Genomic DNA, 23,279 nt, shown 5'->3' with positions numbered 1-23,279 from the left:
AGAGGCCCTACAGGGTCGCCCCCAGCGCCCGCAGCACGTGGTCCACCAGCTTCCCCACGTCCTCCGCGTCCTGCATCGGCTTGCGGAGCACGTGGCGGTAGTACAGCGGGCCGTAGAGCATCTCCACCGCGAGGTCGAGGTCCGCGTCCGGCGGGATCTGGCCCCGGTCCTGGGCGCTGCGCAGGCGGCCGACCGCCTCCTGGAAGCGGGGGTCGATGAGCTGCGTGCGAACTGTTTCGGCCAGTTGGTCGTCGTGGTGGAGCTCCGAGAGGATGCCCGCGTAGGCCGGGCCGAACGGCGGGACGGCGAGGACGTTCACCGCGCCCGTGAGGTGGGTCCGCAGGTCCCTCGCGATGTCGCCGGTGTCCACGAACGGGGTCGCCGACACCAGCATCTCCGTAAAGGCTTCCAGCAGCACCGCGCTCTTCGAAGGCCACCAGCGGTAGATCGTCTTCTTGCTCACGCCCGCCCGCGCCGCGATCGCCTCGACCGTGACCCGCCCGTAGCCCCGCTCCGTACAGAGGTCGAGGGCGGCTTGCAGGGTCGCCCTGCGTGAGCTCTCGCTCCGGCGCAGTGAACTCGGCGATGTGTTCATTCGGTGAGCATAGGACTGTTTGAGCCAAACCTTATTGACAGTGAGTCGCTACAAGTCGAACAATGCTCTCGCGGAAACGGAACGTACCGTGTCGGCTCGTTTCCTCGGTTTCCGCGCCGTTCGTGCCGTTCGTGCCGCGACGAGCCGATCGGGGGACGGCTCGCCGGCCGACGGTACGGGCGCGCATCCCGGTCAGGCCGTGATGTCCTTCGTGGTGAACCGGGCCCAGGCCGCAGAGCCGAACACCGCCGCGTACAGCGCCTGAAGTTCGAGGTTCTTCACCAGCTCGTCCCAGTAGACGGGCTCCCGCAGCAGGTCCGCGAAGGACAGCCAGTAGTGCGGGAAGAGGTAGGGGTGGACCCCGCTCAGCTGGGGGATGGTGTCCACGATCTGGACGGTGATCAGCACTCCGACCGTCGCCGCCATGGCCGCGATGCCGCTGTTCGTGAGTGTCGAGATGAACAGTCCGAGCGCCGCGAAGCCGGTCAGGGACGCCGCCACGAAGACCGCGACGACCCCCGCCCGCACCAGGCCCTCGCCGAAGCCGATCGTCGTCCCCGAGATCGTCGTGACCTCGCCCACCGGGAACAGCAGCGCGCCCACCGCCAGCGCGGACGCGGCCACGACGAGCGTGGCGACCAGGCAGAAGCCGAGCGTCGCGGCGTACTTCGCGAGCAGCAGCCGCGTCCGGCCGGCCGGGGCGACCAGCAGATAGCGCAGGGTGCCCGCGTTGGCCTCGCCCGCGACCGCGTCGCCCGCGATGACGCCGACGGCCATGGGCAGGAAGACGGGGAGCGTCGCGGCGAGGGCGGCGAAGACCAGGAAGAGCCCGTTGTTGGTCACCTGGGACAGGAAAGCGGGGCCGGCCCCTCCGCCGTCGGGCCCCGTCGAGGAGCCGCCGCGCGTCTCGATGCGGACGGCGATCCCGATCAGGACGGGAACGGCGGCCAGCACGCCGAGCAGTGCGAGGGTGCGCCAGCGGCGCAGGGTGGTGGCGAACTCGGAGCGGAGGATGCCGAAGGTCCAGAGGGGATTGCGCCCGGCGGACCCGGTCTCGGCTGCGGCTCCGGGCGCGGCTTCAGCTTGCGACATCGAATCCCTCTCCCGTCAGGGCCACGAACGCGTCCTCCAGCGAAGCCCGTTCCACGCCGAACGCGCGCACCCGGACGCCCGCCCGCACCAGCGCCGCGGTGAGACCGGCCGGATCCACCGTGCCCGGCGGGGCGTCCGCGCGGACCCGGTCGCCGTCCACCGTGATGCCCGTGACGCCCTGCTCCTTCAGCACGCGCGCCGCGTCCGCCGGGTCCGGCGTGGTGACCGCCAGGCGGCTGCCGGTGGCCAGGCCCGCGACCGGTCCCTGGGTCAGCAGACGGCCCCGGGCCATCACCGCCGCGTGCGTGCAGACCTGCTCGATCTCGTCCAGGAGATGGGAGGACAGGAACACCGTGGTGCCGTCCGCCGCCAGTCCCCGGACCAGGGCGCGGATCTCGCGCATGCCCTGCGGGTCCAGGCCGTTGGTCGGCTCGTCCAGGACGAGGAGCCTGCGCGGCCGGAGCAGCGCGGCGGCGAGGCCGAGGCGCTGCTTCATGCCCAGCGAGTACGCCCGCGCCTTCTTGCCGGCCGCCGGGGCGAGCCCGACCCGGTCCAGCGCTTCGCCGACCCGGGCGGCGCGGGTGCGCGGGTCGGCGGTGGGGTCGGCCCGGTCGAACCGCAGGAGGTTGTCCCGGCCGCTCAGGAATCCGTAGAGCGCGGGCCCCTCGATCAGCGCGCCGACCTCGGGGAGAACGGTGCGCGCGGCGTCGGGCATGGGGCGGCCGAGGACGGTCGCGGAGCCGGAGGTCGGGGCGATGAGGCCCATGAGCATCCGGATGGTGGTGGTCTTGCCGGAGCCGTTGGGCCCGAGGAAGCCGAAGACACTGCCGCCGGGGACGGTGAGGTCCAGGCCGTCCACGGCGAGCTGGCCGCCCCGGTAGCGCTTGGTCAGGCCGCGCGTCTCGATGACGGGCACTGCCATGGTGTGCTCCCCACTGGGTCGTACGCTCGCGCCCGCCCCGCCGCGAAGCACACGGCGGGGCGGGCGGGGCACCTGGGCGTCAGCCCGCGTTCGCGGCGGCGACCAGCGCGTCCTTGGTGACCGCGCCCACGTAGACGCGGCCGTCGTCCGTCATCAGCGCGTTGATCAGGCGGGTCTTGAAGACCGTGCCCGAGCCGAACTTTCCGCTGACCTTGTCGCCGAGCGCGTCCAGGAACTGCTGGGCCTCGGCCGGGACGTTCTTCGACGCCTCGGACGGCAGGGCCGCGCCGCCGGGGGTCTTGAACTCGGCGATGCTGTTCCAGCCCTTGCCGATGACCTTCGGCGCGACGGCTCCCTCCGCGTCCTCGAACGTGCCCAGGTCGCCCCGCGACTTCTCGTGGCTCCTGGCCTTGGCGTCGTCGGCCTCGGTGACCTTCGCGCCCTTGGGCGGGGTGAAGGCGAACGAGGAGGCGGCGGGCTTCCCGAAGTCGACGGAGGTGAAACCGGCGTCGACGATCGCCTTGCCGCCGCTGCTGGGCTGAAGCGTGAACTTCAGCGGCACGCCGTTCTCCGCGTCCACGGCGACGGTGACGGACCCGACCGTGGAGCCCTTCTGCTCGGGCTTCAGGACCAGGCGGTACGCGTCGCGCCCGGCGATCCGCGCGGTGCCGTCGACCGTGACGGACGTGGTGCCGTCGGCGGCCTTCAGGGCCTCCTCGGCGAGCGCCTTCGGCGTGGTCGGGACGCCCTCGGGGGCGGCCTGCTCCTTGCCGTGCGGCGCCTTGCCCCGGCCCTTGCCCTCCGCGTGGTAGACCTCGTTGGACTTGCTGTCGTAGGCCCAGACGTCGTCGCCGTTGTGGATGAGGCTGTACTCGGACGCCTTGTCCAGGACGGACAGGCGCTGCTTGTCGGGCCCGTCGGCGGCCACCCGGAGGGTGTGCGTGCCGGAGGCCAGCTCGGTGAGCTTGCTCTGCGGGTCGGCGCTCGACGTGCCCTTGCCGCCTTCGCCGCCCCCGGCCGCGCCGGACAGGAAGGAGCCGGCCAGGCCGCCCATGGACGGGATGCCCAGGTCGGTGCTGATCTTCACCGTGCCGGAGAACTGCTCGGTGTCCGACGCGGCGATCTTCTCGATGAGTTCCTGAGCGGTGATCTTCGGCAGATCGGGGTCGCCCGAGCTGGCGAGCGCCGGGACCAGGCCGATGGTCGCGGCCGCCACCCCCGCCACCGCTACGGGGACGATGTAACGCGCGGCCTTGCGGCGGCCGGCGGGCCCTCGGGCGGCCGTGCCGTTGGTCTCCGCGCTGTCGTTCGGTGCCATGTGTGCCCTACCTCCGTGGTCGGCGGCTTCCGTCGGGATGCACTCGTCCACTCCGTGCCGCCATTCTCACCCGTTTTGGTCAGGAGTGGTTGTTCTCCATCTGACCAAATCGGGCGGCCCGAAGCGTCAGCCCCCGGGAGCAACCTCGCGTACCTCTTCGGTATGACGGCGGAGGGTCATTTCTCCGCCGTCCAGTAGGGGTTGTGCCCCACAGGCATCGCGGGCCCGTCACCCGGCGCGGTGGACCACCGCGTCGCACATCTCTTCCAGGGCGAGCTTCGCGTAGCACTCCGGCAGCGGCTTCAGCACGGCCCGCGCCTCCTGGGCGTACCGCACGGTGTCGCGGCGGGCCTGGGCCAGCGCCGGGTGGGCGCGGAGCAGGCGCAGCGCCTCCGCGAGCCGGTCCGGGTCGCCGAGGTCGCCGTCGAGCAGTTCCACGAGGGCCAGGTCGTCCGGCTTGCCGTCCGCCGCGGCCTGCGCCCTGAGGTGGAGGACGGGGAGGGTCGGGATGCCCTCCAGGAGGTCCGTGCCGGGGGTCTTGCCGGACTCGTGGGAGTCCGACGCGATGTCCAGGACGTCGTCGGCGAGCTGGAAGGCCACGCCGAGCCGTTCACCGTACTGGGTGAGGATGTCCACCGCGGCGTCGTCGGCGCCGGACATCAGCGCGCCGAAGCGGCAGGCGACGGCGATCAGGGAGCCGGTCTTGCCGCGCATCACTTCGAGGTAGTGGTCGACCGGGTCGCGGCCGTCGCGCGGGCCCGCGGTCTCCAGGATCTGACCGGTGACCAGGCGCTCGAACGCCTCCGCCTGGATGCGGACGGCCTCCGGGCCGAGGTCGGCCAGGATGTGCGAGGCGCGGGCGAAGAGGAAGTCGCCGGTCAGTACGGCGACCGAGTTGCCCCAGCGGGAATTGGCGCTGTCGACGCCGCGCCGCACGTCGGCCTCGTCCATGACGTCGTCGTGGTACAGCGTCGCGAGGTGGGTCAGCTCGACCACGACGGCCGCGGGCACCACGCCGGGTGCGTCGGCGTCGCCGAACTGGGCGGCGAGCATCGCGAGCAGCGGCCGGAACCGCTTGCCCCCCGCGCGCACCAGGTGCTGGGCGGCTTCCGTGATGAAGGGCACGTCGCTCTTGGTGGCATCGAGCAGGCCCGACTCGACAGCAGCCAAACCGGCCTGGACACCGGCTTCAAGAGCCTGGTCCCGCACGCTCAGTCCGAACGGCCCGACGACGGTCACGAGGGGATCTCCTGTCTGCTGACGATCACACGGAATGTCGATGTGTCGTTGTCACCACTCAAGTCAGCGTATCCGGTCCCCTTTGGATCACCGTGGGCGCCTTCCCGCCACCGCCGGTATGTTCGGGATCAGCTCATACGATCAGGAGTTGCCGCTTTGTCCCACGCAGCAGCAGACACGGAACCGGCCCAGCCTCCCCCGGCCGACGACCACGCCTTCTTCGGCCAGCCCCGGGGTCTGATGACCCTGTCCGGCCTGGAGGTCTGGGAGCGGTTCTCGTTCCTCGGCATGCAGGCGATCCTCGTCCTCTACTTCGCGGACACGGTCGCCAACGGCGGCATGGGCATGGAGGCCGGAACGGCCGCCTCCGTCTCCGCCGCGTACGGCACGCTCGTCTATCTGGTCTCGGTGGCGGGCGGCTGGCTGGCCGACCGCATCCTGGGCTCGTACCGGGCGGTGCTGTACGGCGGCATCCTGATCGCCTGCGGGCACTACGCCATGGCGGTGCCGACCGACGCGATGACCTGGGTCGGCCTCGGCCTGATCAGCGCCGGTACGGGACTGCTGAAGCCCAATGTGGCGACGATGGTCGGCAAGCTCTACCGCACGGACGACGAGCGCCGGGACGCGGGCTTCGCCCTCTATTACATGGGCATCAACATCGGCGCGTTCCTCGGCCCACTGATCACCGGCTGGCTCGGTGACCACGCCAGCTGGCACTGGGGCTTCTCGGCAGCCGCCTTCGGCATGACGCTCGGTCTCATCCAGTACGTGGCGGGCCGCCGTCACCTGGCCGGGCGAAAGCACGCCGCCGAATACGCGCTGGCCCCCGGACCCATGCGCCGGGCGGTCCTGCTCATCGCCGCCGGGGCGGTCGTGGTCGCGGCGGTCGCGACCGCGCTGGCCCTGGCGGGGTGGCTGACCATGGACCGGTTCGTGGACCTGCTCACCCTGATCTCGGTGATCGCGCCCGTCGTCTACTTCGTGGTCATGTTCCGCAGCCCCCGGGTCACCGCCGAGGAGCGCGGCAGGCTGCGCCCGTACGTGGTGCTGTTCCTGGCGTCCGTGGTGTTCAACTTCATCCTCTTCCAGGCGTACTCGACGATGATGCTGCTCGCGTCGACCAACGCCCGTACGGAGATCTTCGGCTTCCACTTCCCGGCGAGCTGGTACGCCTCCGCGCTGGGCGCCTTCGAGGTGCTGCTCGCCCCGGTGGTCGCCGCCGTCTGGGCGAGGATGGGGCCGCGCCAGCCGCACGCGTCCAACAAGATCGCGATCGGGGTCGTCCTCGGCGGTCTCTCGTTCCTGCTGATGGTCCTGCCCACCTCCGGGCACACCGGCGACACGTACAAGATGGCCGCCTGGTGGATCGTCGGCTCCTATCTGCTGCTCGGGCTCGGCGACATCCTGCTGGAGACCTCAGGCATGTCGGCGACGACCAAGCTCGCCCCGAAGGCGTTCGCCAGCCAGACCATGGCCCTCTGGTTCCTCTCGCTGGCCCTCGCCAACGGCATCCAGGCCCAGATCGTGAAGCTGTACGGCGAGGTGTCCAACCCCGCCTACTTCGGTGTCAACGGCGCCGTGGCGGTGGTGGCCGGTGTGGCCGTCATCGCCGCCGCCCCCTGGCTCAGGCGCACGATGCACCCCGTCCACTGAGGTACGCCCATGCACATCCAGACCGCGTTCCCGTACGAGACGACCCGCGAGGACCTCTACATCCCCCTGGCGGACGGCACCCAGCTCTACGCACGGATCTGGCGGCCGGTCACGGACGAACCCGTGCCCGCGCTGCTGGAGTACCTGCCGTACCGGCTGAGCGACTGGACCGCGCCGCGCGACTGGCAGCGCCACCCCTGGTACGCCGGACACGGCTACGCCTCCGTCCGGGTGGACGTGCGCGGGCACGGCAACAGCGAGGGCATGCCGGGCGACGAGTACGACGCGACGGAGCTCGCCGACGGGGTCGCCGTCGTGCACTGGCTGGCCCAGCAGGAGTGGTGCTCGGGCCGGGTCGGCATGTTCGGCATCTCCTGGGGCGGCTTCAACTCGCTCCAGATCGCCGCGCTGGCCCCGGAGCCGCTGAAGGCGATCGTCACGGTCTGCTCGGCGGACGACCGCTACGACAACGACGTCCACTACATGGGCGGCTCGGTCCTCGCCGTGGACATGCACGCCTGGGCGGCGACCATGCTGGCCTTCGTCTGCCGTCCGCCCGACCCGGCGGACGTCGGCGACGACTGGCGGCAGATGTGGCTGGACCGGCTCGAAGCGGTGGACCCCTTCATCCACACCTGGCTCTCCCACCAGACCCGCGACGCCTACTGGAAGCACGGCAGCGTCTGCGAGGACTACTCCGCCATCAAGGCGAACGTCCTCGCGGTCGGCGGCTGGCACGACCCGTACCGGGACACCGTGCTCCGGCTGGTCGAGCACCTGGACCCGGCGAAGGTGCGCGGGATCATCGGCCCCTGGTCGCACCAGTACCCCGACCGGGGGCTCCCGCCCGGACCGGGCATCGGCTTCCTCCAGGAGACCCTGCGCTGGTGGGACCAGCACCTGAAGGACGAGGACACCGGGGTGATGGAGGAGCCGCTGCTGCGGTCCTGGATCAGCGAGTCGCACCGGCCCGCCACGGTCTACGAGACGCTGCCCGGCCGCTGGGTCGGGGAGACCAGCTGGCCCTCGGAGAACGTCACCCCGGTCGCGTACGCCCTCCAGGGCGGGCCACAGATCGTCCACTCGCCCCAGCAGACCGGGCTGGACGCCGGACGCTTCTTCCCCTTCGGCAACGACGCCGACCTGCCGCCCGACCAGCGCGACGAGGACGCCAAGTCGCTCTGCTTCGAATTCCCGGTGGCCGACGCGCCGATCGAGATCCTGGGCAGACCCCGGGTGAGCCTGCGCGTCAGGATGGACGTGCCGCGCGGGCAGGTCGTCGCCCGGCTCTGCGACGTCGCCCCCGACGGCTCCTCCACCCTCGTCACGCGCGGCGCGCTCAACTTCGCCGCCCGGGGCGGCCGCGACCGCACCGAGGACTGGACCCCCGGCGCCACCGAGGACGTCACCTTCGAGCTGAACGGCATCGGGCACACCTTCCCGCCCGGCCACCGCATCCGGCTCGCCGTCTCGTCCTCGTACTGGCCGTGGATCTGGCCGCAGGCGGGCTCGGCGGGCTTCACCCTGGAGGCGGACGGCAGCCTCGTCGAACTCCCGGTGCGGCGGCACACCGAGGACCCCGCCATCCGCTTCGAGGAGCCCGAGCAGTCCGAGCCGCTGGGCGTGGTGTACCCGGAGACGCTGGACGCGCCGCGCCCCGAACGGCTCGTCGTCCGCGATGTCGCGAAGGGCGAGTGGCGGCTTGAGGTGGACCCGCGCTACGGCGGGACGCGCGTCTACCCGGACGGGCTGGAGTTCACCGAGGACGCGGTGGAAAAGTACACCATCCAGGAGGACGACCCGCTCTCCGCGCGGACCCGGTCCGACTGGACGATCCGGCTGCACCGGCCGGAAATGGCCTGGGACGTGCAGATCGACACCCGCTCCGAGATCACCGCCGACGCGGACGACTTCCACACCGTCAACGAGGTCGTCTGCACCGAGGGCGGCGAGGTCGTCTTCCACCGGACCTGGGAGAAGAGCATCCCGCGCACGTCCGGGTGACGTCGCATGTGAAGCGTACTTTCCGGGGCATCGGGGGAGGGTTGGGGCACTGCCGTCCGGCAGTCGTCCCGACGTAACGACCTCACCCGCGACCCCGCTGACAATCGCGGGTGAGGTCGTAACGTTGACCCCAAGCGACCCGGAAAGCGAGGCAGCGAACGATGCCCGAGCTGAGCAGTCCGCTCGATGTGCCCGAGGACGACCCCTTCGGCCCGCACAACCTGCCCTACGGCGTGTTCTCCGCCCCCGACCGCCCGGGCGAGCGGCGCGTCGGCGTCCGCGTCGGCGACCACGTCCTGGACGCCGGGGCCGCCGCGCTCGCCCTCGGCTCGCCGTACGCCCGGCTGCTGGCCCAGCCCGACCTGACGGCCCTGCTCGCGGCCGGGCGCACCGCCTGGCGCGATGTGCGCCGGGCACTGACCGCGTGGGTCACGGTCCCCGCCCACCGCGCGGACATGGAGCCGCTCCTGCACCCGCTGGACGCGGTCACGCTGCACCTGCCCTACCAGGTCGCGGACTACGTCGACTTCTACGCGAGCGAGCACCACGCCACGAACGTGGGCCGGATCTTCCGGCCGGACGCGGACGCGCCGCTCACCCCCAACTGGAAGCACCTGCCGATCGGTTACCACGGCCGCGCCGGGACCGTCGTGGTCTCCGGCACCGACGTGGTCCGCCCGGCGGGCCAGCGCAAGGGCCCCGCCGATCCTGCGCCCGTCTTCGGCCCGTCCGTGAAGCTCGACATCGAGGCGGAGGTCGGCTTCGTCGTCGGCACCCCGTCCGAGCAGGGCAAGCCCGTCGCCCTCACGGACTTCCGCGAGCACGTCTTCGGGCTCTCGCTGCTCAACGACTGGTCGGCGCGCGACATCCAGGCGTGGGAGTACGTCCCGCTCGGCCCGTTCCTCGGCAAGTCCTTCGCGACCTCCGTCTCCGCCTGGGTCACCCCGCTGGAGGCGCTGGACGCCGCCCGCACCGCACCGCCCGCCCGCGACCTCCCGCTGCTCCCCTATCTGGACGACGCGGACGAGGACGAGCCCGGCGGCTACGACCTGCGGGTCTCCGTCGCGATCAACGGGCACGTCGTCGCGGAGCCGCCGTTCTCCACGATGTACTGGACGGCCGCCCAGCAGCTCGCCCAGATGACGGTCAACGGCGCCTCGCTGCGCACCGGCGACCTCTACGCCTCCGGCACCGTCAGCGGCGCGGAGCCGTCCCAGCGCGGCTGCCTCCTGGAGCTGACCTGGAACGGCCGCGACCCGCTGGAACTGCCCGAGGGCAAGCGGACGTTCCTGGAGGACGGCGACACGGTGACGATCACGGCCTGGGCGCCGGGGCCGCACGGCACCCGGGTGGGTCTGGGCGAGGTCTCGGGGCGGGTCGTGCCGACGCGCTGACCCGGGCGAAGGCGGCCGGACGCGGTCCGCATGGCGGACCCGCAGGTGGCGGATCTTCCCCCGCCCGCCTGCGTCACCGCAGGTCACGGGCGTCCCGCCGAGGTCCGTTGATGGCGCAACACTGCGGCAACACCAACTCCCGTACCCCGTCGGTATGGTCCACCGCATGCCAGCCGAACGCACCCGCGAGCACACCGTGCCCGTCGCCGCCGCCCGCCGGCGCCGGCTGCGTGCGGACGGCGCCCGGCTCCTCGCCGACCTGCTGCGCCACCAGGTGCGCACGGGCGCGTTCCCCGGCGGTGTCCTGCCGTACGAGGACACCATCGGGCGCGACTACCGCGTCTCGCGGAACACCGTGCGCCAGGCCCTCGACCTGCTGCGCGGCGAGGGTGTGGTCGAGCGGCAGCCGGGCGTCGGCACGGTCGTCGTCGCCGAGAAGTACCCGCACGCGCTCGACCGGCTCCAGGGTCTGGCGGAGACCCTGCGCGAGCACGGCCGGGTCACCAACGAGGTCCGTACCGTCGGGCCCGTCCCCGCCCCGGCCCCGGTCGCCCGGCGGCTCGGGCTCGCCGAGCACACCGACGTGCTCTACATCGAGCGCCGCCGCCTGCTGAACGGGCTGCCGCTCTCCCTCGACCTCACGTATGTCCCGATGGACGTCGGCGCCGGGCTGCTCGGCGCCGACCTGGAGAACACCGACGTGTTCCGGCTGCTGGAGTCCCTGACCGGGCAGCGGCTGGGCGACGCCGACATCACCCTGGAGGCCGTCAACGCCGACGCGCACTCCGCCGCCGTCCTGGAGGTCCCGCGCGGATCCGCCGTCCTGATGCTGGAGCGGCTGACCCGGCTCGCCGACGGCCGGCCCGTGGACCTGGAGTTCATCCGCTTCCGCGGCGACCGCATCAGCATGAGCGGCTGTCTGCACCGGGCCTGTTGAGCCCTGCCCGCCTCTTTCGAAACCCTTCCCTGGAGCCCCGCCATGCCTCTGGCGCCCCAGCGGGCCGACGTGCCCGTGACCATCGACGAGTCCAAGTGCATCGACGGATGCACCCTGTGCGTCGACATGTGCCCGCTCGACTCCCTGGCCATCCACCAGGACAGCGGCAAGGCGTACATGCACGTGGACGAGTGCTGGTACTGCGGCCCGTGCGCCGCCCGCTGCCCCACCGGGGCGGTCACCGTCAACATGCCCTATCTCCTGCGCTGAAAGGTCCCGACTCCCATGCGACGCACAGCACCCGGCGCCCTGGCCGGTGCCGCGCTGCTCCTCACGCTCACCACGGGCTGCGGCGGCGGGGCGAGCGCGGACGACAGCGGTACGGTCACGGTGACCGTCGGCTACCAGTCCAGGACCATCAACACCGTCACCGCCGGCACCCTGCTGCGATCCCTCGGCTATTTCGAGGACGAGCTGCGCAAGCGCGGCGAGCGGGACGGTGTCACGTACAAGGTGGAGTGGCAGGACTACGCCACCGGCGCCCCGATCACCGCCCAGATGACCGCCGGAAAGATCGACATCGGCTCGATGGGTGACTTCCCGCTGCTGATCAACGCGGCCCGGGGCGTCCAGCTGAAGCGCCCCACCCGGCTCGTCTCGGTCACCGGCTACAACCTGTCGGGCGGCCTCAACACCGTGGTCACCGGGCCGGAGTCGCGGCTCCGCACGCTCACCGACCTGCGTGGCAAGAAGGTCTCCACGAGCGTCGGATCGGCCGCCGACGGCACCCTCGTACGCGCCCTGCAACAGGCCGGGCTCGACCCCGAGAAGGACATCCGCAAGCTCAACCAGCAACCCGCCGTGGGAGCTTCGGCGCTCCAGGCGGGCAGCGCGGACGCGTTGTCGCAGTTCGTGGCCTGGCCGGGGCTGCTCGCCTTCCAGGGCCGGGCCAAGGCGCTGTACGACGGCGCCGAGCTGAACCTGCCGACCTTCCACGGCGTCACCGTCCGCGAGGACTTCGCCGAGAAGCGGTCCGCCGTGGTGGAGGACTTCCTGCGCGCCCAGGGCCGGGCGACGGACTATCTCCACGAGCACCCCGTCGCCGCCTCGGAGTCCGTCGCGAAGGCCACCGGGCTCCCGGCGGAGGTCGTCCACCTCTACAACGGCTCCCAGGGCATCGCCACCTTCGACACCACGCTGAAGCCCGCGCTCGTCGCCGCTCTGAAGAAGGACGTCCCGGTGCTGGCCTCGGCGAAACTCGTCGGTGACGTGGACGTGGACGCCTTCGTGGACGACCGGTACGTCAAGCGGGTGTACGGCTCCGGCTATGCGAAGGCCCTCGCCGCGGAGCCGCCCGCCCGGCGCGGCGGAGAGGTGTGGCTGAAGGGCAAGGACGCCACCACGGCCTTCGCCACCTCCGCCGAGGTGCTGCGGTACGTGGCCGCCCACCGGGACGCGGTCCGGGTGGCGTACGTCCCCGACGCGAAGACCGGCACGCTGTGGTTCGCGGACCGCGCGGTCTGGGTCGCGGACGGCCCGGAGCTGCGGCCCTACGTCACCGAGTCGGCGGCCCGCGCCGCTGTGGCGGCGCACCCCGGCGCCCGGACCGTGCCGTACGCCACCGCGCTGAAACGCGCCGGGTCCGCGTCATGACCGGGCGCTGGTCCGCCGTGCGGCGGGTGCTCTCGCTGGTCGCGGTGGTCGGGCTGTGGCAGGCGCTGACCGCGTACGACATCAATCTGTGGCTGCGCTTCGAGCAGTTCCCGACGGTGACCGAGGTCGGCCGCGCGTTCGCGGACCGGGTCTCCGGTGACGTGTACTGGCAGGACCTGACCGACAGCCTGACCCGGATCGTCACCGGCTTCGCGCTGGCCGCCGTCCTCGGGGTCACCGTCGGCACGGCCGTGGCCCGCTCCCGGATCGCCGCCGATCTGCTGGGCCCGGTCCTCGAAGTGCTGCGCCCCGTCCCGGCCATCGCGCTGGTCCCGGTCGCGATCCTGCTCTTCCCGAGCAACGAGCAGGGCATCGTCTTCATCACGTGCACGGCCGCGTTCTTCCCGGTCCTGGTCTCCACCCGGCACGCGGTGCGGGCGCTGACCCCGGTGTGGGAGGAGGCCGTCCTGACCATGGGCGGCGGACGACGGCGCGTGCTGTGGTCCGTGGTGCTGCCCGGCGCGCTCCCCGGCATCCTCGGCGGCCTGTCCGTCGGGATCGGGGTGTCGTGGATCTGCGTGATCTCCGCCGAGATGATCTCCGGCGAGTACGGGGTGGGCTACCGGACCTGGCAGGACTACACGGTCGTGGACTACCCCGGGGTCTTCGTCGGCATGGCCACCATCGGCCTGCTCGGCTGGCTCACCTCCACCGCGGTGGAGCTGCTGGGGCGCCGGCTGACCCGCTGGCTGCCGCGCGCGGAGAGCCGCCCGGCCTCCCCCGCGCGCCGCCGCCCCGCCACGGCGTCGACCGCCGCCCCCTCGATCCGCACGGCACAGGAACGGGTGCGCTCATGACGGCTGACACGACTCAAGGGTTGCGGCTCGCGTTGCGCGGCGCCACGCTCGGCCGGGCCGGGGCGCCCGTCCTCGACGGCATCGACCTCGATGTCGTGCCCGGCGAGATCCTGGCCGTCGTCGGCCCGTCCGGCTGCGGCAAGTCCACGCTGCTGCGGACCCTGGCCGGGCTGCTCCCCCCGCTCGGCGGCGAGGTCACGGAGGACGGCGCGCCCGTCACCGGGCCCCGCGCCGAACGGGCCCTCGTCTTCCAGGACGACGCGCTGCTGCCCTGGCGCACGGTCCGGGCCAACGTCGAACTGCCCCTGGCCATCCGGGGCGTGGGACGCACCGAACGGCGGGCCCGGGCCGGGGAGTGGCTGGCCCGGGTCGGGCTGGCCGAGCACGCGGGGAAGCTGCCGCACCGCGTCTCCGGCGGGCAGCGCCAGCGCGTGCAGCTGGCCCGGGCGCTCGCGGCGGGGCCCCGGGCGGTCCTGATGGACGAGCCATTCGGGGCGCTGGACGCCCAGACCAGGGCCGGTATGCAGCAGCTCCTGGTCGATGTGCTCCGGGGCAGCGGCGCCACGGTGGTGTTCGTGACGCACGACGTGGACGAGGCACTGTTCCTCGGCGACCGGGTGGCCCTGCTGCCGGGCGGCCGGGTGCTGCCGGTGCCACGCCCGCGCGAACGGGCCGCCCACACCGATCCGGCGACGGTCGCGCTGCGCCGCGAGGTCCTGGAATCCCTCACCCCTCTCTCCTGAAAGGCACCCCCGTGCAGATCCCCGCCCTCGCGGACGCCGAGGAACTCTCCTGCGACGTGCTGGTGGTCGGCGGCGGTACGGCCGGCACGATGGCGGCCCTCACCGCCGCCGAGCACGGCGCCTCCGTCCTCCTCCTGGAGAAGGCGCACGTGCGCCATTCCGGCGCGCTCGCCATGGGCATGGACGGCGTCAACAACGCGGTGATCCCGGGCCGCGCCGAACCCGACGACTACGTCGCGGAGATCACCCGCGCCAACGACGGCATCGTGGACCAGTCGACTGTCCGGCAGACCGCAGTCCGGGGCTTCGGCATGGTCCGGCGCCTGGAGTCGTACGGGGTGAAGTTCGAGAAGGACGAGCACGGCGAGTACGCGGTCCGGCAGGTCCACCGCTCCGGCTCGTACGTCCTGCCGATGCCCGAAGGCAAGGACGTCAAGAAGGTCCTCTACCGGCAGCTGCGGCGGCGCGAGATGCGGGAGCGCATCCGCATCGAGAACCGGGTCATGCCCGTGCGCGTGCTCACCGGCGACGACGGCCGCGCGATCGGCGCGGCCGGATTCAACACCCGCACCGGGCAGTTCGTCACCGTCCGCGCGGGCGCCGTGATCCTCGCGACGGGCGCCTGCGGCCGCCTCGGCCTGCCGGCCTCCGGCTACCTCTACGGTACGTACGAGAATCCGACCAACGCGGGCGACGGCTACGCCATGGCGTACCACGCGGGCGCCGAGCTGACCGGCATCGAGTGCTTCCAGATCAACCCGCTGATCAAGGACTACAACGGCCCGGCCTGCGCGTACGTCGCCAATCCGTTCGGCGGCTACCAGGTCAACCGGCACGGCGAGCGGTTCGTGGACTCCGACTACTGGTCGGGGCAGATGATGGCGGAGTTCGCGGCGGAGGTCGCCTCCGACCGGGGTCCGGTCTACCTCAAGCTCAGCCATCTGCCGGAGGAGTCCGTCAGCGCGCTGGAGACGATCCTGCACTCCACGGAACGCCCCACGCGCGGCACGTTCCACGCGGGGCGCGGTCACGACTACCGCACCCACGACATCGAGATGCACATCTCCGAGATCGGCCTCTGCGGCGGCCACTCGGCGTCCGGCGTCCGCGTCGACGACCACGCCCGCACCACGGTCGACCGGCTCTACGCGGCCGGTGACCTGGCGTGCGTGCCGCACAACTACATGATCGGCGCGTTCGTTTTCGGCGACCTGGCGGGCGAGGACGCGGCCCGTTTCACGGCGTACGAGGGCGAGTTGCCGGCCGACCAGCTGCGGGACGCACACGAGCTGATCTACCGCCCGCTGCGCAATCCGGACGGACCGCCGCAGCCCCAGGTCGAGTACAAGCTGCGCCGCTTCGTGAACGATTACGTGGCTCCGCCGAAGTCCGGGGCCCGGCTGTCGATCGCCCTGGAATCCTTCGAGCGGATGCGGACGGACCTCGCGGAGATGGGCGCGAAGACCCCGCACGAGCTGATGCGGTGCGCGGAGGTGTCGTTCATCCGCGACTGCGCGGAGATGGCCGCGCGCTCCTCGCTCGCCCGCACGGAGTCCCGCTGGGGGCTCTACCACGAGCGCACGGACCACCCGGAGCGGGACGACGCGGACTGGTTCCACCACCTGGACGTGCACAAGTCGGCTTCCGGGGCGATGGAGTTCACGGCGCGCCCGGTGGCGCCGTACCTGGTCCCGGTGGAGGGCTTCGCCCCGGCCGGGGGGCCGAGCCGGCGGATCGGCGCAGTGGAGCCGGTGGGGGTGGGGACGGCGGGGGCACGGGAGGCGGCACCGGTGTCGGTGTCGGTACGGATGGCGGCGCCCGGTGCTTCCGAAGCCGCCGTCTCCACCTCTCCACGCATCCTGGAACTGCTGGCCCTGAGCGAGGGCGAACCGGAGCTGGCGTCGCTCGCCCCGTACCTGGACGACCCGGACCCCGCCGTCCGCCGGGCCGCCGTCGCCGCGCTCACGGAGTCCACCCCGCCGGGCGCGGGCCCCGTGCTGGCCACGGCCCTGGGCGACCCGTCCGCCGCCGTGCGCACGGCCGTCGCGGCGTCCCTGCGCGAACTGGTCGAGGTCCTGCCACCGTCCCCGGCGCTGCGCACCCCGCTGGTCGCCGGGCTCTCCTCGGCCGACGCGGTGGTCCGCGCCGCCGCACTGGACACGTTGCGGGCGCTGAAGCTGGGCGACGCGGAGCTGTACGCGGGCACGCTGGGCGACCCGGACCTCGACGTGCGCGTGGAGACCGTACGGGCACTGGTCTCGGTGGACGCGGTGGACGGGCTGTCCCGCGCGGCGGACGACCCGGCCCGCGAGGTCCGGGTCGCGGTGGCGAAGGGCCTGGCCGCCGTCCGCTCCCCCGCCCCGGCCCCGCTCGCCCCGCTGCTCGACGACCCGGACGCGCTGGTCCGCGCGGCGGCCCTGGGCGCGCTGGCGGAGACGGGCTGCCCGGAGCCGTACGCCGCCCGCGCGGTCGCCGCCCTGACGGACCCGGCCTGGCAGGTCCGCGCGGGCGCGGCGAAGGGGCTGGCCTCGGCGGGCCCGGCCCGTGCGGTGGGCCCCCTGACCGGTGCGCTGGCGGACCCGAACGCGGACGTCCGCAAGGCGGCGGTCCTGGCGCTGCTGCGTCACGGGGACGCGCCGGGGGCACGGGAGGCGCTGGCCGGGGCGGTTTCGGACCCGGACGCGGATGTGCGGGCTTACGCGGGGCGGAGGGTGGCGGTCAAGGGCGCGTGAGTCGTTCACACGTCCAGGGGAACCGCTTCTGGTTCCCGGCGGATACGCTGAAAGCTCCCGCGAGACTCCGTCCATGGGAGCACTGATGAGCATCGAACCCGAGGCCCCCGAGCCGCGGTGGGCGGTCCCGCCCGAGGGCGGCTGGACCGCCGATGACCTGGACACACTCCCGAATCTGCCTCCGCATACGGAGCTGATCGACGGGAGCCTTGTTTTCGTGAGTCCGCAGAGCCTGTTCCATTCTCGGGCGGTTGACTTCTTCAACTGGCAGTTGCAGTCGCTGGCACCGCCCGACCTGGAAGTCGTGCGTGAGTTCACGATCGACATCGACCGCTACAACCGGCCCGAGCCCGACGTGATCGTGGTGGACGGCGATATCGTCCAGGACCCGAGTCAGACCCGTTTCCCCGCCGAATCCGTCCGGCTGGCCATCGAGGTCGTGTCGCCGGAGTCACGGTCGCGGGACCGGGAGACCAAGCCGATGAAGTACGCCCGGGTGAAGATCCCGCACTTCTGGCGGGTGGAGAACCACGACGGCCGTGCCGTGGTCTATGTCTTCGAGCTGGAACCCGCAACCGGCGCCTATACCTCCACCGGCATCTTCCACGACCGGATGAAGGTGTCCGTACCCTTCCCGGTCGATCTGGACCTCACCGCGATCAGCCCGCGGCGCCGGACGGCGGACCCGCAGTAGGTCCGCCGCGCCCGGACGCGCTCACTCGTACTCGGGGGGCTCCTCGTCCCAGCCGAATTCGGCGTCGTCGTGGGCGGCGGGGGCCGGGGTGGGCTTGGCGGCTGTGACCGGGGCCGGGGCCGGGGTCGGGGTCGGGGCGGCCGGGGGTTCCGCAACCGCCGGGGCGGCCGTTTCGAGGCCGGCCAGGACCTCCAGGACGCCCTCCCCGTACGTCGCGAGCTTCTTCTCGCCCAAGCCGCTGATGCCGCCCAGCTCCCCCAGCGTCGTCGGGCGGAGCGTGGCGATCTCGCGGAGGGTGGCGTCGTGGAAGATCACGTAGGCCGGGAGGCCCAGCTCCTTGGCCTGGGCGGCCCGCCAGGCGCGCAGGGCCTCGAAGACGGGGACGGCCGTCTCGGGGAGGTCGGCGGGGGCCGCCTTCGGCTTGCGCTCGCCCCGGGCCGAGGACGCCCGGGAGGCCGTCGGCTTCTTCGGCTCCTTGCGGAGCTGGACCTCCCGCTCGCGGCCCAGGACCTCGCCGCTCGTCTCCGTGAGGACCAGCGTGCCGTACTCGCCCTCGACGGCCAGCAGGCCCTGGGCCAGGAGCTGGCGGACCACTCCGCGCCACTCCGCCTCGCTCAGGTCCTCGCCGATGCCGAAGACCGACAGCTGGTCGTGGTCGAACTGGATGACCTTGGCCGTGCGGCGGCCGAGCAGGATGTCGATGATCTGGCCCGCGCCGAACTTCTGGCCGCGCTCCCGCTTCAGCCGCACCACCGCGGACAGCAGCTTCTGGGCGGACACCGTGCCGTCCCAGGTCTCCGGCGGGGTGAGGCAGGTGTCGCAGTTGCCGCAGGCCGTGGCCGTGGGCTCCTGGCCGAAGTACGTGAGGAGCTGGGCGCGGCGGCACTGGGCCGTCTCGCACAGGGCGAGCATCGAGTCCAGGTGCGAGGCGGCCCGGCGGCGGAAGGCCTCGTCGCCCTCGCCGCCCTGGATCAGCTTGCGCTGCTGGACGACGTCCTGGAGGCCGTACGCCATCCACGCCGTGGACGGGGCGCCGTCGCGGCCGGCCCGGCCGGTCTCCTGGTAGTAGCCCTCGACGGACTTCGGGAGGTCCAGGTGGGCGACGAAGCGGACGTCCGGCTTGTCGATGCCCATGCCGAAGGCGATCGTCGCGACGACGACCAGGCCCTCCTCGCGCAGGAAGCGGGACTGGTGGGCCGCGCGCGTCCCGGCGTCGAGCCCCGCGTGGTAGGGGACGGCCTCGATGCCGTTGCGGCAGAGGAATTCGGCGGTCTTCTCCGTGGACGCGCGGGACAGGCAGTAGACGATGCCCGCGTCCCCGGCGTGCTCCTCCTTGAGGAAGGCGAGCAGCTGCTTCTTCGGGTCCGCCTTGCCGACGATCCGGTACTGGATGTTGGGCCGGTCGAAACTGGCCACGAAGTGCTTGGCGTCGGGCATGCCGAGCCGCTGGGTGATCTCGCGGTGCGTGGCGTCCGTCGCCGTGGCCGTCAGGGCGATGCGCGGCACGTCCGGCCAGCGCTCGCCGAGCACGGACAGGGCGAGGTAGTCGGGGCGGAAGTCGTGGCCCCACTGGGCGACGCAGTGCGCCTCGTCGATCGCGAAGACGGAGACCTCGCCCCGGGCCAGCAGGGCCAGCGTGGAGTCCAGCCGCAGCCGCTCCGGGGCCAGATACAGGAGGTCCAGCTCGCCCGCGACGAACTGGGCCTCCATCGAGCGGCGCTCGTCGAAGTCCTGCGTGGAGTTGATGAAGCCGGCCCGCACGCCGAGCGCCCGCAACGCGTCGACCTGGTCCTGCATGAGGGCGATCAGCGGGGAGATCACGACGCCGGTGCCCCGCCGGACCAGGGCCGGGATCTGGTAGCAGAGGGACTTGCCGCCACCGGTGGGCATGAGCACGACGGCGTCCCCGCCGGCCACCACGTGGTCGACGATCGCCTCCTGCTCGCCGCGGAACGTCTCGTAACCGAAGACGCGGTGCAGGGTGCGCCGCGCCTCGCTCTCGTCCGTGGCGGCGGTCCCGCCCGTGCTCACATCCGTGGTCATGCCCGTCACGCCCGTCCCGTTCATCGCTCTGTCCCCCGATACCGGTCCCGCTGCGTCCCAGCGCTCTCCCCTGCCACGATAGGCGCCGCCTGTGACAACGCCGGACGGGCTTGACTTCCCGAGGGAAGGCCAAGCCCGTCCGGCGTTGCCGTACAACCGCTTCCGGCTACCTCACGAACGTCCCCGCCTGGCCGGCCAGGTCCAGGAAGTACTGCGGGGCCACACCCAGGACCACGGTCACGGCCACGCCGATCGCGATGGTGGTCATCGTCAGCGGGGACGGGACGGCGACCGTGGGGCCGTCCGCCTTCGGCTCGCTGAAGAACATCAGCACGATGACCCGGATGTAGAAGAACGCGGCGATCGCCGAGGAGATCACACCGACCACGACCAGGCCGCCCGCGCCGCCGTCCGCCGCCGCCTTGAACACCGCGAACTTCCCGGAGAAGCCCGAGGTCAGCGGGATACCGGCGAAGGCCAGCAGGAACACCGCGAAGACCGCGGCGACCAGGGGAGAGCGACGGCCGAGCCCGGCCCACTTCGACAGGTGCGTCGCCTCGCCGCCCGCGTCCCGCACGAGCGTGACGACGGCGAACGCGCCGACCGTCACGAAGGAGTACGTGCCGAGGTAGAAGAGGACGGACGAGATGCCGTCGGGGGTGGCCGCGATCACACCGGCCAGGATGAACCCGGCGTGCGCGATCGAGGAGTACGCCAGCAGCCGCTTGATGTCGGTCTGCGTGATCGCGACGACCGCGCCGCCCACCATCGTGACGATCGCGACGCCCCACATGACCGGCCGCAGGTCCCAGGTGAGCCCGGGCAGCACCACGTACAGCAGGCGCAGCAGCGCGCCGAACGCGGCGACCTTCGTGGCGGCGGCCATGAAGCCGGTGACCGGGGTCGGGGCGCCCTGGTAGACGTCCGGGGTCCACATGTGGAACGGGACGGCGCCGACCTTGAAGAGCAGACCGGTCAGGATCATCGCGCCGCCGATGAGCAGCAGCGCGTCGTTGCCCATGGTGTCGGCGAGCGCCGGGTCGATCTTCTGGATCGTGCCGTCGACCACGGTCGCGATCTGCGCGTACGAGACGGAGCCCGCGTATCCGTAGAGCAGGGCGATCCCGAACAGCAGGAACGCCGAGGAGAACGCGCCGAGCAGGAAGTACTTCACGGCCGACTCCTGCGACATCAGCCGCTTGCGGCGGGCGACGGCGCACAGGAGGTAGAGCGGGAGGGAGAAGACCTCCAGGGCCACGAACAGCGTCAGCAGGTCGTTGGCCGCCGGGAAGACCAGCATGCCGGCCACCGAGAAGAGGACGAGCGGGAAGACCTCGGTGGTGGTGAACCCGGCCTTGACCGCGGCCTTCTCGCTGTCGCTGCCGGGCACGGACGCGGCCTGCGCGGCGAAGGAGTCGACCCTGTTCCCGTGGGACTCGGGGTCGAGCCTCCGCTCGGCGAACGTGAAGACCGCGACCAGGGACGTCAGCAGGATGACGCCCTGGAGGAACAGGGACGGTCCGTCGACCGCGATGGCCCCCATCGCGGCGATGTGCGCCTTGGTCGTCCCGTAACCGCCCGCCGCGAGGCCGACCACCGCGGCGAACGCGGCGACCAGCGCGACGACGGTCAGGAAGACCTGCGTGTGGTACCGGGCCCGGCGCGGCACGAATGCCTCGACCAGGACACCGACGACGGCGACGCCGATCACGATCAGGACCGGGGTCAGCTGGGTGTACTCGATGACCGGGGCCGTGAACTTCTCGTCCGGTGCGGCGGTTGTCACCCCGCCCGCCGTCGTCCACAGGCTGTGGACAGCTGTTGCGCTCACTTGGCGGCCTCCACCTCGGGCTGGGGGTCCTTCTTCTGTACGTCCGACATGGTGTGCCGCACCGCCGGGTTGACGATGTCCGTCAGCGGCTTCGGGTAGACACCCAGGAAGAGCAGCAGCGCGATCAGCGGGACGACCACCACGAGCTCACGGACCTTGAGGTCCGCCATGCCCTGCACCTCGGCCTTGACCGGACCGGTCATGGTGCGCTGGTAGAGGACGAGGACGTAGATCGCGGCGAGCACGATGCCGGTGGTGGCGATGATGCCGACCGCCGGATACGCGGCGAAGGCGCCGACCAGGACCAGGAACTCGCTGACGAACGGGGCGAGCCCCGGCAGCGACAGCGTGGCCAGGCCGCCGATCAGGAAGGTGCCGGCCAGGACCGGGGCCACCTTCTGCACCCCGCCGTAGTCGGCGATGAGGCGCGAGCCGCGCCGGCTGATCAGGAAGCCCGCCACCAGCATCAGCGCGGCCGTCGAGATGCCGTGGTTGACCATGTACAGCGTCGCGCCCGACTGGCCCTGGCTGGTCATCGCGAAGATGCCCAGGATGATGAAGCCGAAGTGCGAGATGGACGCGTAGGCGATCAGCCGCTTGATGTCGCGCTGGCCGACCGCGAGCAGCGCTCCGTACACGATGCTGATCAGCGCCAGGACCAGGATCACCGGCGTCGCCCACTTGCTGGCCTCCGGGAAGAGCTGGAGGCAGAAGCGGAGCATCGCGAACGTGCCGACCTTGTCGACCACGGCGGTGATCAGCACGGCGACCGGCGCGGTCGCCTCGCCCATGGCGTTGGGCAGCCAGGTGTGCAGCGGCCACAGCGGGGCCTTCACCGCGAAGGCGAAGAAGAACCCGAGGAACAGCCACCGCTCCGTGCCGGTCGCCATGGAGAACGTGCCGTTGGCCCGGGCCTCGGCGATCTCGGAGAGCGAGAACGAGCCCGCGACCACGTACAGGCCGATCACCGCGGCCAGCATGATGAGGCCGCCGACCAGGTTGTAGAGGAGGAACTTCACGGCGGCGTACGAGCGCTGCGCCGCCGCGTTCTCGTCGCTGCCGGTGTGCGCCCGGTCCCCGAAACCGCCGATGAGGAAGTACATCGGGATGAGCATGGCTTCGAACAGGATGTAGAAGAGGAAGACGTCGGTGGCCTCGAAGGAGAGGATCACCATCGCTTCGACCATCAGGATCAGGGCGAAGAAGCCCTGGGTGGGACGCCACCGGGAGGAGCTGGTCTCCAGCGGGTCGGCGTCGTGCCAGCCGGCCAGGATGACGAACGGGATCAGCAGGGCGGTGAGCGCCATGAGCGCCACGCCGATGCCGTCGACGCCCAGTTCGTAGCGGACGCCGAAGTCCTTGATCCAGGCGTGCGATTCGGTGAGCTGGAAGCGGTCGCCGCCGGGCTCGAAGCGGGCGAGCGCGATGCCCGCCAGGACGAGCGTGGCCAGCGAGACGACCAGCGCCAGCCATTTGGCGGCGGTGCGCCGGGCGGCCGGGACGGCGGCCGTGGCCACCGCGCCGATCGCCGGGAGCGCCGCCGTCGCTGTCAGGAGGGGAAAGGACATG

Annotated in this window: 18 protein-coding genes; 10 read left to right on the top strand and 8 right to left on the bottom strand. The window is 72.0% G+C overall.

Going from position 1 to position 23,279, the window contains the following annotated elements:
- Positions 1 to 7: 7 nt before the first annotated feature.
- The 5 genes from ACZ6C6_RS16890 to ACZ6C6_RS16870 all read right to left on the bottom strand — a co-directional run bounded on the left by ACZ6C6_RS16890 (position 8) and on the right by ACZ6C6_RS16870 (position 5,166).
- A complete protein-coding gene (locus tag ACZ6C6_RS16890; RefSeq protein WP_469203463.1) occupies positions 8 to 595 on the bottom strand; it encodes a TetR/AcrR family transcriptional regulator in 588 nt (195 codons plus the stop codon).
- 192 nt (positions 596 to 787) lie between these two features.
- Positions 788 to 1,687: an ABC transporter permease gene (locus ACZ6C6_RS16885; RefSeq protein ID WP_469203461.1), complete on the bottom strand. Its 900-nt coding sequence runs from the start codon at positions 1,685 to 1,687 to the stop codon at positions 788 to 790.
- Positions 1,674 to 2,609, bottom strand: coding sequence for an ABC transporter ATP-binding protein (locus tag ACZ6C6_RS16880; protein WP_469203459.1), 936 nt, complete (start codon positions 2,607 to 2,609; stop codon positions 1,674 to 1,676). Before ACZ6C6_RS16880 ends, ACZ6C6_RS16885 begins: the two co-directional genes overlap by 14 nt.
- A 79-nt stretch (positions 2,610 to 2,688) precedes the next feature.
- A complete protein-coding gene (locus tag ACZ6C6_RS16875; RefSeq protein WP_469203457.1) occupies positions 2,689 to 3,927 on the bottom strand; it encodes a LolA family protein in 1,239 nt (412 codons plus the stop codon).
- A gap of 228 nt (positions 3,928 to 4,155) precedes the next feature.
- A complete protein-coding gene (locus ACZ6C6_RS16870) occupies positions 4,156 to 5,166 on the bottom strand; it encodes a polyprenyl synthetase family protein (RefSeq protein WP_469203456.1) in 1,011 nt (336 codons plus the stop codon).
- A gap of 156 nt (positions 5,167 to 5,322) precedes the next feature.
- On the opposite strand from ACZ6C6_RS16870, the gene ACZ6C6_RS16865 reads away from it, so the two are divergent.
- The 10 genes from ACZ6C6_RS16865 to ACZ6C6_RS16820 all read left to right on the top strand — a co-directional run bounded on the left by ACZ6C6_RS16865 (position 5,323) and on the right by ACZ6C6_RS16820 (position 17,836).
- The gene (locus ACZ6C6_RS16865; protein ID WP_469203454.1) at positions 5,323 to 6,822 is read left to right on the top strand and encodes a peptide MFS transporter; all 1,500 of its coding nucleotides are present in this window, start codon (positions 5,323 to 5,325) and stop codon (positions 6,820 to 6,822) included.
- 9 nt (positions 6,823 to 6,831) lie between these two features.
- Positions 6,832 to 8,826 carry a CocE/NonD family hydrolase gene (locus ACZ6C6_RS16860; RefSeq protein ID WP_469203452.1) on the top strand — a complete coding sequence of 665 codons (1,995 nt, stop codon included), beginning with the start codon at positions 6,832 to 6,834 and terminating at the stop codon, positions 8,824 to 8,826.
- A gap of 161 nt (positions 8,827 to 8,987) precedes the next feature.
- Positions 8,988 to 10,220 carry a fumarylacetoacetase gene (fahA, locus tag ACZ6C6_RS16855; RefSeq protein ID WP_469203450.1) on the top strand — a complete coding sequence of 411 codons (1,233 nt, stop codon included), beginning with the start codon at positions 8,988 to 8,990 and terminating at the stop codon, positions 10,218 to 10,220.
- Positions 10,221 to 10,386: 166 nt separating this feature from the next.
- Entirely contained in the window at positions 10,387 to 11,157 is a 771-nt protein-coding gene (locus tag ACZ6C6_RS16850; RefSeq protein WP_469203448.1) for a GntR family transcriptional regulator, read from the top strand.
- 42 nt (positions 11,158 to 11,199) lie between these two features.
- Positions 11,200 to 11,427, top strand: a complete 228-nt coding sequence (locus tag ACZ6C6_RS16845) for a 4Fe-4S dicluster domain-containing protein (RefSeq protein ID WP_018101329.1) — start codon at positions 11,200 to 11,202, stop codon at positions 11,425 to 11,427.
- A 15-nt stretch (positions 11,428 to 11,442) separates the two neighbouring features.
- Complete coding sequence (locus ACZ6C6_RS16840; RefSeq protein ID WP_469203446.1) at positions 11,443 to 12,810, top strand: ABC transporter substrate-binding protein; 1,368 nt, start codon at positions 11,443 to 11,445, stop codon at positions 12,808 to 12,810.
- The gene (locus ACZ6C6_RS16835; protein WP_469203444.1) at positions 12,807 to 13,667 is read left to right on the top strand and encodes an ABC transporter permease; all 861 of its coding nucleotides are present in this window, start codon (positions 12,807 to 12,809) and stop codon (positions 13,665 to 13,667) included. The genes ACZ6C6_RS16840 and ACZ6C6_RS16835 overlap by 4 nt, the downstream gene beginning before the upstream one ends.
- The gene (locus ACZ6C6_RS16830) at positions 13,664 to 14,410 is read left to right on the top strand and encodes an ABC transporter ATP-binding protein (RefSeq protein ID WP_469203442.1); all 747 of its coding nucleotides are present in this window, start codon (positions 13,664 to 13,666) and stop codon (positions 14,408 to 14,410) included. The genes ACZ6C6_RS16835 and ACZ6C6_RS16830 overlap by 4 nt, the downstream gene beginning before the upstream one ends.
- An 11-nt stretch (positions 14,411 to 14,421) precedes the next feature.
- Complete coding sequence (locus tag ACZ6C6_RS16825; RefSeq protein WP_469203441.1) at positions 14,422 to 17,142, top strand: fumarate reductase/succinate dehydrogenase flavoprotein subunit; 2,721 nt, start codon at positions 14,422 to 14,424, stop codon at positions 17,140 to 17,142.
- Positions 17,143 to 17,227: 85 nt separating this feature from the next.
- Positions 17,228 to 17,836, top strand: coding sequence for a Uma2 family endonuclease (locus tag ACZ6C6_RS16820; RefSeq protein WP_469203438.1), 609 nt, complete (start codon positions 17,228 to 17,230; stop codon positions 17,834 to 17,836).
- Between the two features lie 21 nt (positions 17,837 to 17,857).
- Here the strand turns inward: ACZ6C6_RS16820 and recQ are convergent, their stop codons facing one another.
- The 3 genes from recQ to ACZ6C6_RS16805 all read right to left on the bottom strand — a co-directional run bounded on the left by recQ (position 17,858) and on the right by ACZ6C6_RS16805 (position 23,278).
- Positions 17,858 to 19,903, bottom strand: coding sequence for a DNA helicase RecQ (gene recQ / locus ACZ6C6_RS16815; RefSeq protein ID WP_469203436.1), 2,046 nt, complete (start codon positions 19,901 to 19,903; stop codon positions 17,858 to 17,860).
- 142 nt (positions 19,904 to 20,045) lie between these two features.
- On the bottom strand, positions 20,046 to 21,710 hold the full coding sequence (gene nuoN, locus ACZ6C6_RS16810) for an NADH-quinone oxidoreductase subunit NuoN (RefSeq protein ID WP_469203434.1): 1,665 nt from the start codon (positions 21,708 to 21,710) through the stop codon (positions 20,046 to 20,048).
- Entirely contained in the window at positions 21,707 to 23,278 is a 1,572-nt protein-coding gene (locus ACZ6C6_RS16805) for an NADH-quinone oxidoreductase subunit M (protein WP_469203432.1), read from the bottom strand. Before ACZ6C6_RS16805 ends, nuoN begins: the two co-directional genes overlap by 4 nt.
- Position 23,279 lies beyond the last annotated feature (1 nt).

Source organism: Streptomyces sp. NPDC041814, from assembly GCF_055590565.1.
Note: the sequence above shows the minus strand (reverse complement) of the source record. Positions and strands in the feature narration are given on the sequence as shown.

Bases quoted from the DNA above. Each gene is read 5' to 3' on its own strand.
- ACZ6C6_RS16890 (WP_469203463.1), bottom strand. From the start codon at position 595: ATGAACACATCGCCGAGTTCACTGCGCCGGAGCGAGAGCTCACGCAGG.
- ACZ6C6_RS16885 (WP_469203461.1), bottom strand. From the start codon at position 1,687: ATGTCGCAAGCTGAAGCCGCGCCCGGAGCCGCAGCCGAGACCGGGTCC.
- ACZ6C6_RS16880 (WP_469203459.1), bottom strand. From the start codon at position 2,609: ATGGCAGTGCCCGTCATCGAGACGCGCGGCCTGACCAAGCGCTACCGG.
- ACZ6C6_RS16875 (WP_469203457.1), bottom strand. From the start codon at position 3,927: ATGGCACCGAACGACAGCGCGGAGACCAACGGCACGGCCGCCCGAGGG.
- ACZ6C6_RS16860 (WP_469203452.1), top strand. From the start codon at position 6,832: ATGCACATCCAGACCGCGTTCCCGTACGAGACGACCCGCGAGGACCTC.
- fahA (WP_469203450.1), top strand. From the start codon at position 8,988: ATGCCCGAGCTGAGCAGTCCGCTCGATGTGCCCGAGGACGACCCCTTC.
- ACZ6C6_RS16850 (WP_469203448.1), top strand. From the start codon at position 10,387: ATGCCAGCCGAACGCACCCGCGAGCACACCGTGCCCGTCGCCGCCGCC.
- ACZ6C6_RS16845 (WP_018101329.1), top strand. From the start codon at position 11,200: ATGCCTCTGGCGCCCCAGCGGGCCGACGTGCCCGTGACCATCGACGAG.
- ACZ6C6_RS16840 (WP_469203446.1), top strand. From the start codon at position 11,443: ATGCGACGCACAGCACCCGGCGCCCTGGCCGGTGCCGCGCTGCTCCTC.
- ACZ6C6_RS16835 (WP_469203444.1), top strand. From the start codon at position 12,807: ATGACCGGGCGCTGGTCCGCCGTGCGGCGGGTGCTCTCGCTGGTCGCG.
- ACZ6C6_RS16830 (WP_469203442.1), top strand. From the start codon at position 13,664: ATGACGGCTGACACGACTCAAGGGTTGCGGCTCGCGTTGCGCGGCGCC.
- ACZ6C6_RS16820 (WP_469203438.1), top strand. From the start codon at position 17,228: ATGAGCATCGAACCCGAGGCCCCCGAGCCGCGGTGGGCGGTCCCGCCC.
- recQ (WP_469203436.1), bottom strand. From the start codon at position 19,903: ATGAACGGGACGGGCGTGACGGGCATGACCACGGATGTGAGCACGGGC.
- ACZ6C6_RS16805 (WP_469203432.1), bottom strand. From the start codon at position 23,278: ATGTCCTTTCCCCTCCTGACAGCGACGGCGGCGCTCCCGGCGATCGGC.